The following is a 17,616-nucleotide window of genomic DNA, read 5'->3' as shown; positions in this document are numbered from 1 at the left end:
ATAGCAGCAGTTAGAGTTGTTTTACCGTGGTCAACGTGACCGATAGTACCAACGTTAACGTGCGGTTTCGAACGTTCAAATTTTTCTTTAGCCATTTTAAAATTACCTTAAAAGAAAGTACTTACATTTAAATTTAATATTTTGTTCTCTCAGCGAGAGTAAAAGACACAAAGTTAAGGTGCTAGATTGTAGGCAAGACGGACGGTCTTGTCAAAAAATGAGCAAACTTTATGTCCTATCACAAACTCACTGGGAGCTTGTCGTATTATGAATAGCCGAAATTCGACTACTCAAATTTCTTATCCAATGACTAAACAACGCCTCCGCGCCCTTCAATAATTGAATTTGCCACCGCTTTAGGCGCTTCTGCATATTGCTTAAACTCCATAGAGTAAGAAGCTCGCCCTTGGGTTGCACTGCGTAAATCGGTTGCATAACCAAACATTTCGGCAAGTGGCACTGAAGCATTAACAACTTTGAGTCCAGCTGGGCCTTCATCCATACCATCAATAATGCCACGGCGACGATTTAAATCACCTACCACATCACCCATGTTTTCTTCTGGAGTAATAACTTCAACTTTCATCATTGGTTCAAGCATCACAGGGTTTGCTTCTAAAGCCCCTGTTCTGAAACCAATAGAACCAGCTACTTTAAACGCCATCTCATTTGAGTCAACGTCATGGAATGAACCATCATATAGCGTAACTTTTACGTCTAACATTGGAAAACCAGCTAGTACACCAGCATCCATTTGTTCTTTACAGCCTTTTTCAACTGCAGGAATATATTCTTTAGGTACAGCGCCGCCAACTATTTCGTTAACAAACTCAAAACCTGCACCTTCTTCTTGAGGTTCCATTCTAAGCCAAACATGGCCGTATTGACCTTTACCACCTGATTGGCGAACAAACTTACCTTCCACTTCAACTTGCTTGCGAATTGTTTCTCGATAAGAAACTTGCGGTTTACCCACATTACAATCGACACTAAATTCACGCTTCATGCGATCGACAATGATGTCTAAATGTAGTTCACCCATACCAGAAATAATGGTTTGACCGGTTTCATCGTCAGTTTCAACTCTAAATGAAGGATCTTCTGCCGCTAGCTTAGAAAGCGCTACACCCATCTTTTCTTGATCGGCTTTTGTTTTCGGCTCTACTGCTATCGAGATTACCGGCTCAGGAAACTCCATACGCTCTAACGTGATCACATTAGCAGTATCACAAAGCGTATCACCTGTCGTTACATCTTTTAATCCAATCGCGGCCGCTATATCACCTGCACGAACTTCTTTAATTTCTTTTCGATCGTTCGAGTGCATTTGCACAATACGACCAAAGCGTTCTTTTTTACCTTTTACCGGATTAAAAACACTATCTCCGGTTTTTACCACACCAGAATACACACGGAAGAATGTTAACGTACCAACAAACGGATCAGTTGCAATTTTAAACGCTAGTGCAGCAAACGGTGCATTATCATCTGCTTCACGTGTACCTTCTGATTCTTGCTTGTCGTTATTGATACCAGTAATTGCTTGTACTTCTGTAGGTGATGGTAAAAATTCAACAACATAATCGAGTACTGCCTGAACACCTTTATTTTTAAAAGCACTTCCGCAGGCGGTTAATACAACTTCATTAGCAAGCGTACGCTGACGAAGCGCTTGTTTAATTTCTTGCTCAGATAAATCACCTTCTTCAAGGTATTTTTCCATCAAATCATCATTTGCTTCAGCGGCTTCTGAGACTAAATTTTCACGCCACTCTTCTGCAAGCGCTTGCATGTCAGCAGGAATTTCTTCATATGTGAAGGTCATGCCGTGGTCAGCTTCATTCCAATTTATTGCCTTCATTTTTATCAGATCAACAACACCGGCAAAATCTTCTTCAGAGCCAATCGCTAGCTGAATTGGCACCGCGTTTGCGCCTAGGCGATCTTTCATTTGCTGTACAACAGATAAGAAATCAGCGCCCATTCGGTCCATTTTATTAACGAAAACCATACGCGGAACTGCGTATCGTTCCATTTGTCGCCAAACGGTCTCTGTTTGAGGTTGTACACCAGATGAGCCACATAGCACTAATACAGCACCATCTAACACACGCAATGAACGCTCTACTTCAATAGTGAAATCAACGTGGCCAGGGGTATCTATAATATTGATTCGATGCTCATCAAACTGTGCATCCATCCCTTTCCAAAAACATGTAGTAGCCGCAGAAGTAATCGTGATGCCACGTTCCTGCTCTTGCTCCATCCAGTCCATTGTTGCAGCACCGTCATGTACTTCACCAATTTTATGTGAGAGCCCCGTGTAAAAAAGTACACGTTCTGTTGTTGTCGTTTTACCTGCATCTACGTGAGCACAGATACCAATATTTCGGTAACGCTCTATAGGTGTTGTACGAGCCACTAATGTATTCCTCTAATCTTTAAAAGATATATTCAAATAATTTCAAATGTCTAGTTATCTACGACTGACACTAAAAGTATTTAACTATAGCCTAGTGTAGAAAAGCGTAGTTACTACTTTATGAAAGTAAGTAACTACGCTGTTCATTTTTTTACTATCGTGATTACCAGCGATAGTGAGCGAACGCTTTGTTCGCTTCGGCCATACGGTGAACGTCTTCACGTTTCTTAACCGCTGAACCTTTGCTATCAGATGCATCTAACATCTCGTTAGCAAGGCGTTGAGCCATTGATTTTTCACCACGTTTACGAGCTGCTTCAACTAACCAACGCATGGCTAGCGCATTACGACGAACTGGACGAACTTCAACAGGCACTTGGTAAGTTGAACCACCAACACGACGAGATTTCACCTCTACTTGAGGACGAATGTTATCTAGCGCTTCTTCGAAAAGCTCTAAATGTTCTTTCTCGTTGTTTTTTTCTGCTAAAAGATCTAGTGCATCATATACGATTTTTTCTGCAACAGCTTTTTTACCATCAACCATAAGAATGTTGATGAATTTTGCTAATAGTTCATTTGCGAACTTCGGGTCTGGCAATATTTTACGTTGCCCAACGACGCGTCTTCTTGGCATTTTAAATTCTCCGATATAGCTTCAGGGTATTCCCAAAACAATTAAAAATTAAAAGTTAGTTTGGCCTTACTTGACGGAGAACCGTTAAGATTTAGGGCGTTTAGCACCGTACTTAGAACGGCCTTGTCTACGATCGTTAACACCTGAACAATCAAGTGCGCCACGAACGGTATGATAACGTACACCAGGTAAGTCTTTAACACGACCACCACGGATTAAGATAACGCTATGCTCTTGTAAGTTGTGACCTTCACCACCGATGTAAGAAGTAACTTCGTAGCCGTTAGTTAAACGAACACGAGCAACTTTACGTAGTGCTGAGTTAGGTTTTTTAGGCGTAGTAGTATATACGCGAGTACATACACCACGACGTTGTGGACAAGCTTGTAACGCTGGAACGTTACTTTTTTGTACTTGTCTGACACGTGGTTTACGTACCAATTGGTTAATAGTTGCCATTATAGCTCCTGATTAATTAAAACATTGTGATACCAATGATTTTCATCACTGTATTCACTCTCTTAAACGTGTAAAATCAACCCTTAAACTCATGAGCTATTTCTAGCGCAGAATAAAAGGTCGCAGAATTCTAAAGGCGTTGTAGCGCACTGTCAAGGAAAACCCGAAAAGGATCATTAATCAGTTGTTGGATCTTATGTCGCTCATGCCTTTCCCTGTGGTCATTTCTTTATGCGAATAATTTTATTTATTCAGAATAGTAGGAAAAGTTTTATTATTCGCTGATTCAAGACAAAAAAACCGCCCATGTTGCCATGGACGGTTTTTACTTAAACGTTGTTAACGATTAATCGTCAGCGTTTCCTGCTTCTAAATCAGCATTCAATGCATCTGTTAATGCTTGTGCTGCTTCATCAGCAGATACTGTTACTTCTTCTTCCACTTCAACAGCACGGCTACGTGCACGTTCTTGGTGATAAGCATAACCAGTACCCGCAGGAATCAAGCGACCAACAATAACGTTCTCTTTCAAGCCACGTAGCGTATCTTTCTTACCGCTTACAGCAGCTTCGGTTAATACACGTGTTGTTTCTTGGAACGATGCCGCAGAAATAAACGATTCCGTTGCAAGTGATGCTTTCGTGATACCCATCATTTGAATATCAAATTCAGCAGGGCGTTTACCTTCTGCTTCTAACTCACGGTTAGCTATGCGCACACGAGCAACTTCAAGTTGTTCACCTTTAAGGAACTCTGAATCACCAGCATCTAAGATCTCACACTTGCGAATCATTTGACGCACGATAACTTCAATGTGCTTATCGTTGATTTTTACACCTTGTAAACGGTATACATCTTGTACTTCGTTAACAATGTAGTTTGCAACAGGTGCAACACCACGTAAACGTAGAATATCATGCGGAGACTCTGGACCATCGGCAATAACTTCACCTTTCTGAACAGACTCACCTTCGAATACGTTAAGTTGACGCCATTTAGGGATCATCTCTTCGTATACAACACCGTCTGGCTGCGTAATTAATAAACGACGTTTACCTTTCGTTTCTTTACCAAAGCCGATAATACCTGTTTTCTCTGCAAGAATAGCAGGTTCTTTAGGTTTACGTGCTTCAAATAAGTCAGCAACTCGTGGAAGACCACCGGTAATATCACGCGTTTTCGACGACTCTTGAGGAATACGTGCTAACGCATCACCGATATTAACTTCACTGTTATCTTCCAGGTTTACAATTGCGTTGCCAGGTAAGAAATATTGCGCTGGAATATCAGTACCTGCAATCATTACATCGTTACCTTTAGCATCAACTAATTTAACCATTGGGCGCATTTCTTTACCCGCTGAGCTACGTTGACTAGGATCTGTCACTACGATGCTAGATAACCCAGTTAACTCATCTGTTTGACGAGTCATTGTTAAACCTTCAACGAGGTCAACAAATTTGATATTACCTTTTACTTCCGTAATGATTGGATGCGTATGCGGGTCCCAGTTTGCAACGGTTTCGCCAGATTCGATCGCTTCGCCGTCAGCTTTACTAAGCACAGTACCGTAAGGCACCTTATAACGTTCACGTTCACGACCTAACTCATCAATAACCGTCAGCTCTGTTGAGCGTGATGTAATAACAATTTTCTTTTCTGAGTTGGTAACGAATTTAGCATTTTGTAATTTCAAAATACCAGTATTCTTCACTTGAACGCTGTTTTCAGCTGACGCTCTTGATGCCGCACCACCAATGTGGAACGTACGCATGGTAAGCTGTGTACCTGGTTCACCAATTGATTGTGCTGCTACAACACCAATCGCTTCACCTTGGTTAATCAAGTGGCCTCGTGCAAGGTCGCGACCATAACACTGAGCACATATACCAAAATCAGTTGAACACGTAATGATAGAACGCACTTTTACTTGATCGACAGAGTGCTCTTCTAACGTATCACATAATTTTTCATCAATTAATGTGTTACGTGGAAGTAATACTGTCTCTGTGCCTGGAATTAATACATCTTCAGCAACAGAACGACCTAGTACACGTTCACGTAATGGTTCAACTACATCACCACCTTCGATAAGTGGTGTCATTAAGATACCATCTTCAGTGCCACAATCTGGTTCTGTTACCACTAAATCTTGTGCAACATCAACTAGACGACGTGTTAAGTAACCAGAGTTAGCCGTTTTAAGAGCCGTATCGGCAAGACCTTTACGCGCACCGTGAGTTGAGATGAAGTACTGAAGTACATTCAAACCTTCGCGGAAGTTAGCGGTAATAGGTGTTTCAATGATTGAACCATCTGGTTTCGCCATTAGACCACGCATACCAGCCAACTGACGTATCTGAGCGGCACTACCACGAGCACCTGAGTCAGCCATCATGTAGATAGAGTTGAAAGAATCTTGTTCTTCCATTTCACCATCACGGTTTTTAACTTGTTCTTTTGACAAGTTGTCCATCATTGCTTTCGATACTTTTTCGTTTGCAGATGACCAAATATCGATAACTTTGTTGTATTTCTCACCAGCAGTCACAAGACCTTGATCAAACTGTGTTTGAATCTCAGTAACTTCTTCTTCTGCACTATCAATGATGGTGTATTTCTCATCTGGAATGACCATATCATCGATACCAACTGATGCACCAGCAACCATCGCATAATGGAAACCTGTATACATAATATGGTCAGCAAAGATTACTGTGTCTTTTAAGCCAAGATTACGATATGCATGGTTGATCAAACGCGAAATTGGTTTTTTACCAAGTGGTTGATCAATTAATTCATACGGTAGTCCTCTTGGACATACTTGCCATAAAATAGCTCGACCAACGGTAGTATCACGTAACGTTGTTTTAGCAACTAGTTCGCCTTCGTCATTCCGAATATGCTCTGTAATACGAATTTTTACCCGTGCGTGTAAATCAGCAGCGTCAGTACGATAGGCTTTTTCTGCTTCTTTCGTATCAGCAAACACCATACCTTCGCCAAGCGCGTTAACACGTGAGCGTGTTAGGTAATAAAGACCTAATACAACATCTTGTGAAGGAACAATTATTGGGTCACCGTTAGCTGGTGATAACACGTTGTTCGTTGACATCATCAACGAGCGTGCTTCTAATTGTGCTTCAATCGTTAACGGAACGTGAACAGCCATTTGGTCACCATCGAAGTCAGCGTTATACGCCGCACAAACTAATGGATGTAAATGAATTGCTTTACCTTCGATAAGTACCGGTTCGAATGCTTGGATACCTAATCTATGTAGTGTTGGTGCACGGTTTAGTAATACTGGGTGTTCACGAATAACTTCGTCTAATACATCCCAAACTTCTGCACCTTCGCGTTCTACTAATTTCTTCGCTGCTTTAATCGTTGTTGCTAAACCGCGTGCTTCTAATTTTCCGTAGATGAATGGCTTAAATAACTCAAGTGCCATTTTCTTAGGAAGACCACATTGGTGTAGACGTAACGTTGGACCAACGGTAATTACAGAACGACCAGAATAATCAACACGCTTACCTAAAAGGTTTTGACGGAAACGACCTTGCTTACCTTTAATCATGTCAGCAAGTGATTTCAATGGACGTTTGTTAGAACCTGTAATTGCACGACCACGACGACCATTATCTAATAAGGCATCAACTGATTCTTGCAACATACGTTTTTCGTTACGTACGATAATATCTGGTGCAACTAAATCTAATAGACGCTTCAAACGATTATTACGGTTAATTACACGACGGTATAAGTCGTTCAAGTCAGACGTAGCAAAACGCCCGCCATCAAGCGGTACTAATGGACGTAAATCAGGCGGTAGAATTGGAAGCACAGACATGATCATCCATTCTGGCTTGTTACCTGATTGCGCAAACGCTTCCATTAATTTTAAACGTTTCGTTATTTTCTTGCGTTTAGTTTCACTACCAATCTCTGGTAACTCTTCACGCATTTGTGCAACTTCACCTTCAAGGTCAATTTGCTTTAATAACGCTAAAACAGCTTCAGCACCCATAAGTGCATCAAATTCATCACCGTGTTCTTCAAGTGCATCTAAGTACTCTTCTTCGGTAAGAATTTGGCTTTTTTCTAACGTTGTCATACCTGGTTCAGTGACCACGTATGATTCAAAATATAGTACACGTTCAATGTCACGTAATGTCATGTCTAATAAAAGACCAATACGTGAAGGTAATGATTTCAAAAACCAAATATGTGCAACAGGGCTTGCTAGTTCGATATGGCCCATACGGTCACGACGAACTTTAGTTAATGTAACTTCAACGCCACATTTTTCACAAATAACACCACGATGCTTTAAACGCTTATATTTACCACAAAGACATTCATAATCTTTTACTGGGCCAAAGATACGCGCACAAAACAAACCATCACGTTCTGGTTTGAACGTACGATAGTTAATTGTTTCTGGCTTTTTCACTTCACCATATGACCAAGAGCGGATCATATCTGACGAAGCTAACCCGATGCGAATACCATCGAATTCTTCAGTTTGATTTTGTTGCTTAAGAAACTTAAGTAAATCTTTCACACTCTATCTCCTGTCGGAGTTAATCTTGAGAAGAAGGTAGGTTAACTACCTTCTTCGCTTACTGATTTGCTCAGCTAAATACTCGACCGTTTATTCTTCGTCTAACTCAATGTTAATACCTAACGAGCGGATCTCTTTAAGTAGTACATTGAACGACTCAGGAATACCTGGTTCCATACGATGGTCGCCATCAACAAGGTTTTTGTACATTTTAGTACGACCATTTACGTCATCAGACTTCACCGTCAACATTTCTTGTAGGGTATAAGCAGCACCATATGCTTCTAATGCCCATACTTCCATCTCACCGAAACGCTGACCACCGAATTGTGCTTTACCACCCAACGGTTGCTGAGTAACTAAGCTGTATGAACCCGTTGAACGCGCATGCATTTTGTCGTCTACTAAGTGATTTAGTTTTAACATGTACATGTAACCGACCGTTACTGGACGCTCAAAGCGGCGACCTGTACGACCATCAGTTAAGTTAAACTGGCCACTTTCTGGCATATCAGCAAGGCGGAACAATTCTTTAATTTCGCCTTCTTGCGCACCATCAAATACCGGAGTAGCAATTGGTAAACCTGCACGTAGATTATCGGCTAATCGCATAATTTCATCATCAGAGAAGTTATCAATATCGACTTCTTGACGAGAATCACCAAGCTCATACACTTCTTTTAAGAAGCTTCTTAACTTCGCAATTTCGCGTTGCTCTTCAAGCATGCGGTTAATCTTTTCACCGATACCGCGTGCCGCCATACCTAAGTGAGTTTCCAAGATTTGACCGATGTTCATACGTGAAGGAACACCTAATGGGTTCAATACGATATCAACCGGCACACCGTTTTCGTCATATGGCATATCTTCTACAGGTACAACGTTTGAAATTACACCTTTGTTACCATGACGGCCGGCCATTTTATCACCTGGCTGAATACGACGTTTAACCGCAAGATATACTTTAACAATCTTAAGTACACCTGGTGCTAAGTCATCACCTTGTGTGATCTTACGACGCTTAATTTCATATTTCTTATCGAAATCAGCTTTAATATTGTCGTATTGCTCAGCGATTTGCTCTAGTTCAGATTGTTGATCTTCGCTAGCAAGGTTTTGAACTAACCACTTGTCGCGAGACATGCTGTTAAGATCTGATTCGTTAAGACCTGCTGAAAGTAGAAGTTTCTTAGCACGAGCGTATATACCATCTTCTAAGATAGAAAATTCGTCGCCTAAATCTTTCTTCACTTCTTTAAGCTGCATTTCTTCAATTTCTACAGCTCGTTTGTCTTTTTCAACACCGTCACGAGTAAAGATTTGTACATCAATAATGGTACCTGATACAGAGTTAGGTACACGTAATGAACTGTCTTTAACGTCAGCTGCTTTTTCACCAAAAATTGCGCGAAGTAGTTTTTCTTCTGGTGTTAGTTGTGTTTCACCTTTTGGCGTAACTTTACCAACTAAGATATCGCCGCCTTTAACTTCAGCACCAATATACACAACACCTGATTCATCAAGTTTACTTAATGCTGATTCACCAACATTAGGAATATCAGACGTAATTTCTTCTGCACCTAATTTAGTATCACGAGCAATACAGCTTAATTCTTGAATATGAATGGTTGTAAAACGATCTTCTTGAACGACACGCTCAGATAACAACATTGAATCCTCAAAGTTGTAACCATTCCAAGGCATGAACGCTAAGCGCATGTTTTGACCAAGTGCTAATTCACCTAAATCAGTAGATGGACCATCAGCTAATACGTCACCACGAATAACAGGCTCATCTTTACGCACTGTTGGACGTTGGTTAATACACGTATTTTGGTTAGAACGTGTGTATTTGTTTAAGTTATAAATATCAATACCTGCTTCACCAGGCACCATTTCATCTTCATTTACTTTAACAACAATACGAGAAGCATCTACGTAGTCGATAACACCACCACGTTTGGCAACAGCTGTTACACCTGAATCAACCGCTACGATTTTTTCCATACCTGTACCAACAAGCGGTTTGTCCACTTTTAACGTTGGAACGGCTTGACGTTGCATGTTCGAGCCCATCAAGGCACGGTTAGCATCATCATGCTCTAGGAATGGAATAAGCGATGCAGCTACTGATACGATTTGTTGTGGAGATACATCCATGTACTGAATGTGCTCAGCAGCCATTAACGTAAATTCGTTTTTATGGCGACAGTTAACAAGTTCGTCAGTTAGTCTGTTTGAGTCATCACGCGCAGCATTTGATTGTGCAATCACGAAGTTACCTTCTTCGATTGCAGATAAATAATCAACATCGTCTGTGATTAAACCATCAACAACACGACGATAAGGCGTTTCTAAAAAGCCATAATCGTTTGTACGTGCATAACATGATAGCGAGTTAATCAAACCGATGTTTGGACCTTCAGGGGTCTCAATCGGACAAACACGGCCATAATGTGTTGGATGTACGTCACGTACTTCGAAGCCTGCACGTTCACGTGTTAAACCACCCGGGCCTAACGCAGAAATACGACGCTTATGCGTTACTTCTGATAGCGGGTTGTTTTGGTCCATAAATTGTGACAATTGTGACGAACCAAAGAATTCTTTAACCGCTGCCGAGATAGGCTTAGCGTTAATTAAATCTTGTGGCATCACTGCGTCTAAATCACCAAGTGATAAACGCTCACGTACTGCACGCTCAACACGTACAAGACCAACGCGGAATTGGTTTTCTGCCATTTCACCTACAGAGCGAATACGACGGTTACCTAGATGATCGATGTCATCTACTTCACCTTTACCATCGCGAATACCGATTAAGGTTTTCATCACCTTAATAATATCTTCTTTCGATAGCGTACCTTCACCCACTTCATCATCAAGACCAACACGACGGTTGAACTTCATACGACCTACCGTTGATAAGTCATAACGCTCTAATGAAAAGAATAAGTTAGCAAACAAAGCTTCTGCCGCATCTTTTGTTGGTGGCTCGCCTGGTCGCATCATACGATATATTTCAACAAGCGCTTCTAAGCGATTAGATGTTGTATCGATACGTACGGTATCAGACATATATGAACCAACATCAAATTCGTTCATATATAGAGTAGAAATTTGCTTATGACCTGCTTGGCTTAATTCCGCTAATAACTCTAAGGTTAATTCAGCATTCGCTTCTGCGATCACTTCACCCGTTGATTCATCAACGTAAGCTTTAGAAAGTACTTTGCCAACGATATAGTCAGCCGGAACTTCAAGCTCAGATACCTTTTCTTTTGATAGTGCACGAATATGACGAGCAGTGATACGACGACCTTGTTCAACAAGCACGTCACCATTTGGCATTTTAATGTCAAATATAGCGGTTTCACCACGTAATCTTTCAGGCACAAGTTCCATAATTAACTTGTCGCCTTTAATTTCGTAACCTGTTGTATCGTAGAAAATATCTAAAATTTCTTCAGTACTAAACTCAAGTGCACGTAATATGATTGATGCCGGTAATTTACGACGACGGTCAATTCGTACAAAAAGATTATCTTTAGGATCAAATTCGAAATCTAACCAAGAACCACGATAAGGAATAACACGTGCATTATAAAGCACCTTACCTGAAGAGTGTGTCTTACCTTTATCATGATCGAAAAATACACCAGGTGAACGGTGTAATTGCGAAACAATAACACGCTCAGTACCATTGATGACAAATGTACCGTTATCTGTCATTAATGGGATTTCACCCATATATACTTCTTGTTCTTTGATATCTTTGACAGTACCCGCTGGCGCCTCTTTGTCATAAATGACTAAACGTAATTTTACGCGTAATGGCGCAGAATATGTTACACCACGTATTTGACATTCTTTTACATCAAATAAGGGTTCACCTAATCGGTAACTGACATATTGTAATTCAGAACTACCTGAGTAGGCTTTGATTGGAAAAATAGAACGAAACGCTGCTTCTAAACCGGTTTCGCCTGCCGGATCAACATCAATAAACTTACGAAAAGATCCGAGCTGGATAGATAACAAGAACGGATAATCCATTACTTGCGCGCTTTTACCAAAATCCTTTCGAATTCGTTTCTTCTCAGAATAAGAGTAAACCATGGGGTTCCTCAGCTTGCTGGTTATGGCCGAATCTGCCTAAAAATACCAATTGGACTAAATAATTGATCAACTTTTCTTTTTATGACCACTTACCTAATCCAATTGGTATCAGACAGGGTATTGCTGTAATGCTTTCACATTAAATAATGCACTGTTTTCGTTTAAAAAAAAACCTAATTTATTGGTAATTTAAAAAACGATATTCTTTAGCGCAAAAAGGCCGGTGACGTTTAAATCACCAGCCAGTGCCTTTTCAGGCAAATAATCTGTGATTAAACAGATTACTTAAGTTCAATAGAAGCGCCTGCAGCTTCAAGTTCTTCTTTAAGAGCTTCTGCTTCTGCTTTATCAATGCCTTCTTTGATTGCTTTAGGTGCGCCTTCAACAAGCTCTTTAGCTTCTTTAAGACCTAGACCTGTAGCACCACGTACTGCTTTAATTACGCCAACTTTCTTGTCGCCGAAACTTGTTAAGATTACGTCGAATTCTGTTTGCTCTTCAGCAGCAGCACCACCAGCATCGCCAGCAACAGCTACAGCAGCAGCAGCAGAAACACCGAATTTCTCTTCCATTGCTTCTACTAATTCAACTACGTCCATTACTGACATTTCAGCAATAGCATTTAGGATATCGTCTTTAGAAATAGACATTTTTAATTTCCTGTTTTAATGACAGCCACTTAAAAGGCTGTGTAATAACTATAAATTCAAAAAGCGTATGTTGTATCACAACGATTATGCCGCTTCTTGCTCTTTCTGATCGCGAACTGCAGCAATCGTACGGACAAGCTTGCCAGCCGATGCTTCTTTCATTGCGCTCATTAAGCGTGCAATTGCTTCGTCGTATGTAGGTAACTTAGCAAGTAACTGTACATCTACAACTTCGCCTTCATATGCAGCTGCTTTTAATTCAAACGCATCATTTTCTTTTGCGAAATCACTAAAAATACGTGCAGCAGCACCTGGATGCTCGCTAGAAAATGCAATTAATGAAGGACCGATAAAATTGTCTGCAAGACAATCAAACGAAGTACCTTCAACTGCACGGCGGGCTAAAGTGTTACGAACAACTTTCATCCACACACCGTTTTCACGTGCAGTAGCACGTAAAGCAGTAATTGCGTCAACTGTTACACCGCGTGAATCTGCGATAACAGCTGAAAGAGCGCCTTCGGCAGCTTCTTGAACTTCAGCAACAATTGCTTTTTTGTCATCAAGATTGATAGCCATGGGCTTTAACTCCTGGTTCAACCGGATATCCGGTATTAACTTCTCCCCAAGTAAACTTGGGATTTTTTTACGGCGAAGCCAGAAAATTTAAGGAAATATCTGGGTAATCACCATCTACGTAGGAAATATTAAGTAACTATCGCTACCCCTACGGTCTTTGACGGGGCTGTTTCCACAGCACCTACCAAAATTTAAGGGGCGAAATTATAGTTGATAACTCGCCCCAAGTAAAGCATGAACCATGCCTTACTGAAAATTAAAGTGCTAAGCTACCTTGGTCAACTGTTACACCAGCGCCCATTGTAGTTGATACTGAAATTTTCTTAATAAATTGACCTTTAGCATTTGCTGGTTTTGCTTTCTTAAGCGCTTCCAATAATGCTTCTAAGTTTTCTTGTAACTTAGCGTCATCGAAATCAACCTTACCAATCGTAGTATGGATGATGCCGTTTTTGTCGTTACGGTAACGAATTTGACCAGCTTTAGCATTGTTAACTGCTGTAACAACGTCAGGTGTTACTGTACCAACTTTCGGGTTAGGCATAAGGCCACGTGGACCTAAGATTTGACCTAACTGACCAACAACACGCATTGCATCTGGCGTAGCAATAACTACGTCAAAATCCATTTGGCCTGCTTTTACTTGCTCAGCAAGGTCGTCCATACCTACGATGTCTGCACCAGCTTCTTTAGCTTTGTCAGCATTTGCGCCTTGTGTAAATACAGCAACACGAACTTCACGGCCTGTACCATGTGGTAATACAGTTGCGCCACGAACGTTTTGGTCTGATTTACGAGCGTCAATGCCCAAGTTAACAGCTACATCAACGCTTTCTTTGAATTTAGCGGTTGCTAATTCTTTCAAAAGAGCTAATGCTTCGTTGATTTCATAATCTTTTAATACGTCTACTTTTTCACGAATAAGACGAGCGCGCTTTGATAATTTAGTCATGATTAGTCCTCTACCACTAAACCCATTGCACGAGCAGAACCCGCGATAGTACGTACTGCAGCGTCCATAGAACCTGCTGTTAAATCTGGTTCTTTAGTCTTAACAATTTCTTCAAGTTGTGCACGTGTTACTGTACCAACTTTTTCCGTGTTAGGGCGACCTGAACCTGACTTGATGCCAGCCGCTTTCTTAAGTAAATAAGAAGCAGGTGGAGTTTTTGTTTCGAACGTAAAAGAACGATCGTTGTATACAGTAATTACTACTGGTACAGGAGCGCCTTTTTCTAAAGAGTCTGTTTTTGCGTTAAACGCCTTACAGAATTCCATGATGTTCACACCGTGTTGACCAAGTGCTGGACCAACAGGAGGTGACGGGTTAGCTGCACCAGCAGCTACTTGTAGCTTGATTAAAGCTTCGACTTTTTTAGCCATCTTTAATTACCTTAATTTATGGGTATTATCGCTAGTTCTTCCGAACACTACACCTAACCTAATATATGGCAAGTGTTAGCTCCCCGTGGGTTAATAATTTTGCGCTTTTAGTACTAACTCTCGTTTGTACAAATAAAAACGGCAGCGGATTATAAAGTAATCACTGGTCAGGTTTCAAGCATTAAATAGTAATTGCATCATAAAAAGCAAAAATGCCCGCAAAAGCGAGCATTTTCAATTTACTATTCATTTGGCTATATAATGGTTTTTAAACAAAGCCGTCGAAATATTTTGCAATAAGCGTATAGCTAATACGCGATTAAAAAATATTGAAGACAATACAGTTTAAACGCTATTTATAACGTCAAATTTAGCCTTTTTCTACTTGAGAGAACTCTAGGTCAACCGGCGTAGAACGACCAAAGATTAACACCGACACTTTAATGCGGTTCTTCTCGTAATCAAGCTCTTCAACCACACCATTAAAGTCAGCAAAAGGTCCATCAATAACTCGTACCACTTCACCTGGTTCAAACAATGTTTTAGGCTTAGGCGCATCGGTTTCTTCAATACGTTGAAGAATACGATCTGCTTCTTTTTGAGTTATTGGCATAGGACGGTCTGACGTACCACCAATAAAGCCTAGTACGCGCGGTACACTTTTAACTAAGTGCCATGCTTCTTCGTCCATTGCCATTTCAACAAGTACGTAACCAGGAAAAAATTTTCGAGCAGACTTACGCTTTTGACCTGCACGCATTTCCACTACTTCTTCTGTTGGTACTAATATTTGGCCAAACTTTTCTTCTAAGCCATGAATTTCAATGTGCTCAAGCAATGTTTTTTGCACTCTTGCTTCATAACCAGAAAATGCTTGAACCACATACCAACGTAACTTTGGGTTACTATTAGTGCTCGGTGTTTCTGTTACATTATTTTCTTCAGACATAATTACACCTGTAATCCAGTAATAAAGCCGACAACTTCAAATAGTACGGTATCTAAACCCCATAGCACTAAAGACATAAATAAAGTAGCAACTAGAACGATACCTGTTGTTTGTACAGCTTCTTGACGTGTAGGCCATACAACTTTTCTCGTTTCAGTGCGCGCTTCTTTCGCGAAAATAATCGCATTTCGACCTTTCACTGTTTGCGCAGCAATAAAGCCAGCAACTACAACAGCTGTAACAACGGCAACCGCACGTATTAATACAGACTGGTCACCGTATATGTAGTTTCCTACAACTGCACCAGCTAAAATGAGTATAACGACTATCCACTTTAATGAATCTAGAGAACCACTTTCTTGGTTTTCTGTACTTGCATTCATAACTTTACCTGTAATATTGTCTGATCCATGATCTTATGTCATATAACATAAGTATGATCTAGGCCTTTTCAAGGGCCACATAAGTAATTTGGCAGGGGTAGAGAGATTCGAACTCCCAACCGTCGGTTTTGGAGACCGCTGTTCTACCAATTGGAACTATACCCCTTCAAAAATATACACTTATCTTGGGTAGGTCTTATTTTGCTTTGGGAAATTAAGAGATACTCAAGAAAAGAGAGGGGTATTATACTGAGTCAATCTATTTACTCAAGTAAATTATTGCTTGTCTATGAAAGTCATTCCTCGTAGTTGTTCACTTTATTTACCAAATTACCTCAATTGATATGAGAAAGTGAGTGAAGAAATAAAATAAAGCATTAATGTTAAAACATTAAATCATGTTAATACCAAAGTTAGCACGGCATCTACCATCGTATACGTCACTCATTGTTCAGCGTCAATTAAGCTTAACATCATCACAATGTACACAAAGTTAATATCAACAATAGACTTGTTAGTTGCAGACTCTATCACTATGTTTACCTACTAACGTTAAACTTATTTTTGTTGAGTATTTTACTGTTCTATTACTAAGTTCAAACTTTTATATCTAACGCATTTAATTATTTTCAATTCATCTATGAGGTACAAATATGCTAACCAAAAAACTTCTTTTTCCGCTTGTTTCTCTATCAATAATCATGTCTGGTTGTGCATCCACTAACACAGAGAAAGGAGCTGCTATTGGTGCTGTTGCTGGGGCAGTGTTAGGTAAATCAACCAGTAACCATAAAGATAAACGGTTAGTTTGGGGGGCGGCTATTGGTGCTATTGCAGGTGCCGCTATTGGCAACTATATGGATAAACAAGAAGAAGAGTTTAGAGAAGAATTGTCAGGCTCTGGTATTGATGTTGTAAGAGAAGGTGACAATATTCGCTTAGTAATGCCTTCAAACATTACTTTCGCTACCGATCAATCTTATATCTCCAGCGGCTTTCATAACACATTAAATGATATCGCGAAGGTTCTTAATAAGTATGAAAAAACTTTGTTAAGTATTGAAGGGCATACGGATAGTACCGGCGCTAGTCAATATAATCAGGAACTCTCTTTAAAAAGAGCCAGTAGCGTTAAAAACTATCTAGTACAAAAAAATATTATAGCATCACGCTTAAAAGTAACCGGATACGGGGAAACAATGCCGATTGCCAATAATAATAGTGCCAGCAATCGCGCTTTAAATCGTCGCGTTGAAATTCAAATCATCCCAAATAAAGCTTAAAATTAAAGGGTTAAGTACAATTTAATCGCAAGGTTAATTGTACCTGAACCCTTTAATCTCGGAACTCCGTGAAGCTGCCAGAACTTAAATGCAAAAAAGGCCGCTGACGCGACCTTTTTTAGATGTTCGATGTGAACTAGATATCGATATTAGTCGATGATCTTAGAAACAACACCAGCACCTAC

At 40.3% G+C, this 17,616-nt stretch carries 13 protein-coding genes and 1 tRNA gene; 1 reads left to right on the top strand and 13 read right to left on the bottom strand.

What is annotated here, in order from left to right:
* The 13 genes from BI291_RS14815 to BI291_RS14755 all read right to left on the bottom strand — a co-directional run.
* Window positions 1-95: GTP-binding protein (locus tag BI291_RS14815; protein ID WP_018694456.1), on the bottom strand; the 95-nt coding region annotated here is incomplete at its 3' end.
* A 215-nt stretch (window positions 96-310) separates the two neighbouring features.
* Window positions 311-2,422: an elongation factor G gene (fusA, locus tag BI291_RS14810; protein WP_074499549.1), complete on the bottom strand. Its 2,112-nt coding sequence runs from the start codon at window positions 2,420-2,422 to the stop codon at window positions 311-313.
* A 163-nt stretch (window positions 2,423-2,585) separates the two neighbouring features.
* Window positions 2,586-3,059 carry a 30S ribosomal protein S7 gene (gene rpsG / locus BI291_RS14805; protein WP_074499548.1) on the bottom strand — a complete coding sequence of 158 codons (474 nt, stop codon included), beginning with the start codon at window positions 3,057-3,059 and terminating at the stop codon, window positions 2,586-2,588.
* A gap of 84 nt (window positions 3,060-3,143) precedes the next feature.
* Window positions 3,144-3,518 (bottom strand): 30S ribosomal protein S12, encoded by a 375-nt coding sequence (gene rpsL / locus BI291_RS14800; RefSeq protein ID WP_074499547.1) that lies wholly within the window; start codon window positions 3,516-3,518, stop codon window positions 3,144-3,146.
* A 346-nt stretch (window positions 3,519-3,864) separates the two neighbouring features.
* Complete coding sequence (rpoC, locus tag BI291_RS14795) at window positions 3,865-8,085, bottom strand: DNA-directed RNA polymerase subunit beta' (protein ID WP_074499546.1); 4,221 nt, start codon at window positions 8,083-8,085, stop codon at window positions 3,865-3,867.
* 90 nt (window positions 8,086-8,175) lie between these two features.
* On the bottom strand, window positions 8,176-12,204 hold the full coding sequence (gene rpoB / locus BI291_RS14790; protein WP_074499545.1) for a DNA-directed RNA polymerase subunit beta: 4,029 nt from the start codon (window positions 12,202-12,204) through the stop codon (window positions 8,176-8,178).
* Window positions 12,205-12,485: 281 nt separating this feature from the next.
* Complete coding sequence (gene rplL / locus BI291_RS14785; protein WP_074499544.1) at window positions 12,486-12,854, bottom strand: 50S ribosomal protein L7/L12; 369 nt, start codon at window positions 12,852-12,854, stop codon at window positions 12,486-12,488.
* Between the two features lie 84 nt (window positions 12,855-12,938).
* The gene (rplJ, locus tag BI291_RS14780; RefSeq protein WP_074499543.1) at window positions 12,939-13,433 is read right to left on the bottom strand and encodes a 50S ribosomal protein L10; all 495 of its coding nucleotides are present in this window, start codon (window positions 13,431-13,433) and stop codon (window positions 12,939-12,941) included.
* A 256-nt stretch (window positions 13,434-13,689) separates the two neighbouring features.
* Window positions 13,690-14,385, bottom strand: coding sequence for a 50S ribosomal protein L1 (gene rplA / locus BI291_RS14775; protein ID WP_074499542.1), 696 nt, complete (start codon window positions 14,383-14,385; stop codon window positions 13,690-13,692).
* A 2-nt stretch (window positions 14,386-14,387) separates the two neighbouring features.
* Entirely contained in the window at window positions 14,388-14,816 is a 429-nt protein-coding gene (gene rplK, locus BI291_RS14770) for a 50S ribosomal protein L11 (protein ID WP_074499541.1), read from the bottom strand.
* 370 nt (window positions 14,817-15,186) lie between these two features.
* Window positions 15,187-15,765, bottom strand: coding sequence for a transcription termination/antitermination protein NusG (gene nusG / locus BI291_RS14765; protein ID WP_074499540.1), 579 nt, complete (start codon window positions 15,763-15,765; stop codon window positions 15,187-15,189).
* 2 nt (window positions 15,766-15,767) lie between these two features.
* Complete coding sequence (gene secE, locus BI291_RS14760) at window positions 15,768-16,148, bottom strand: preprotein translocase subunit SecE (protein ID WP_074499539.1); 381 nt, start codon at window positions 16,146-16,148, stop codon at window positions 15,768-15,770.
* A gap of 89 nt (window positions 16,149-16,237) precedes the next feature.
* Window positions 16,238-16,314: transfer RNA gene (locus BI291_RS14755), tRNA-Trp, on the bottom strand.
* Between the two features lie 487 nt (window positions 16,315-16,801).
* Here BI291_RS14755 and BI291_RS14750 point away from each other — a divergent pair.
* Window positions 16,802-17,431: an OmpA family protein gene (locus BI291_RS14750; RefSeq protein WP_074499538.1), complete on the top strand. Its 630-nt coding sequence runs from the start codon at window positions 16,802-16,804 to the stop codon at window positions 17,429-17,431.
* Window positions 17,432-17,616 lie beyond the last annotated feature (185 nt).

The organism is Thalassotalea sp. PP2-459, from assembly GCF_001913705.1.
GTDB classification, from domain to species: Bacteria; Pseudomonadota; Gammaproteobacteria; order Enterobacterales; family Alteromonadaceae; genus Thalassotalea_C; species Thalassotalea_C hakodatensis.
This window is presented reverse-complemented; position numbering and strand designations above follow the sequence as displayed.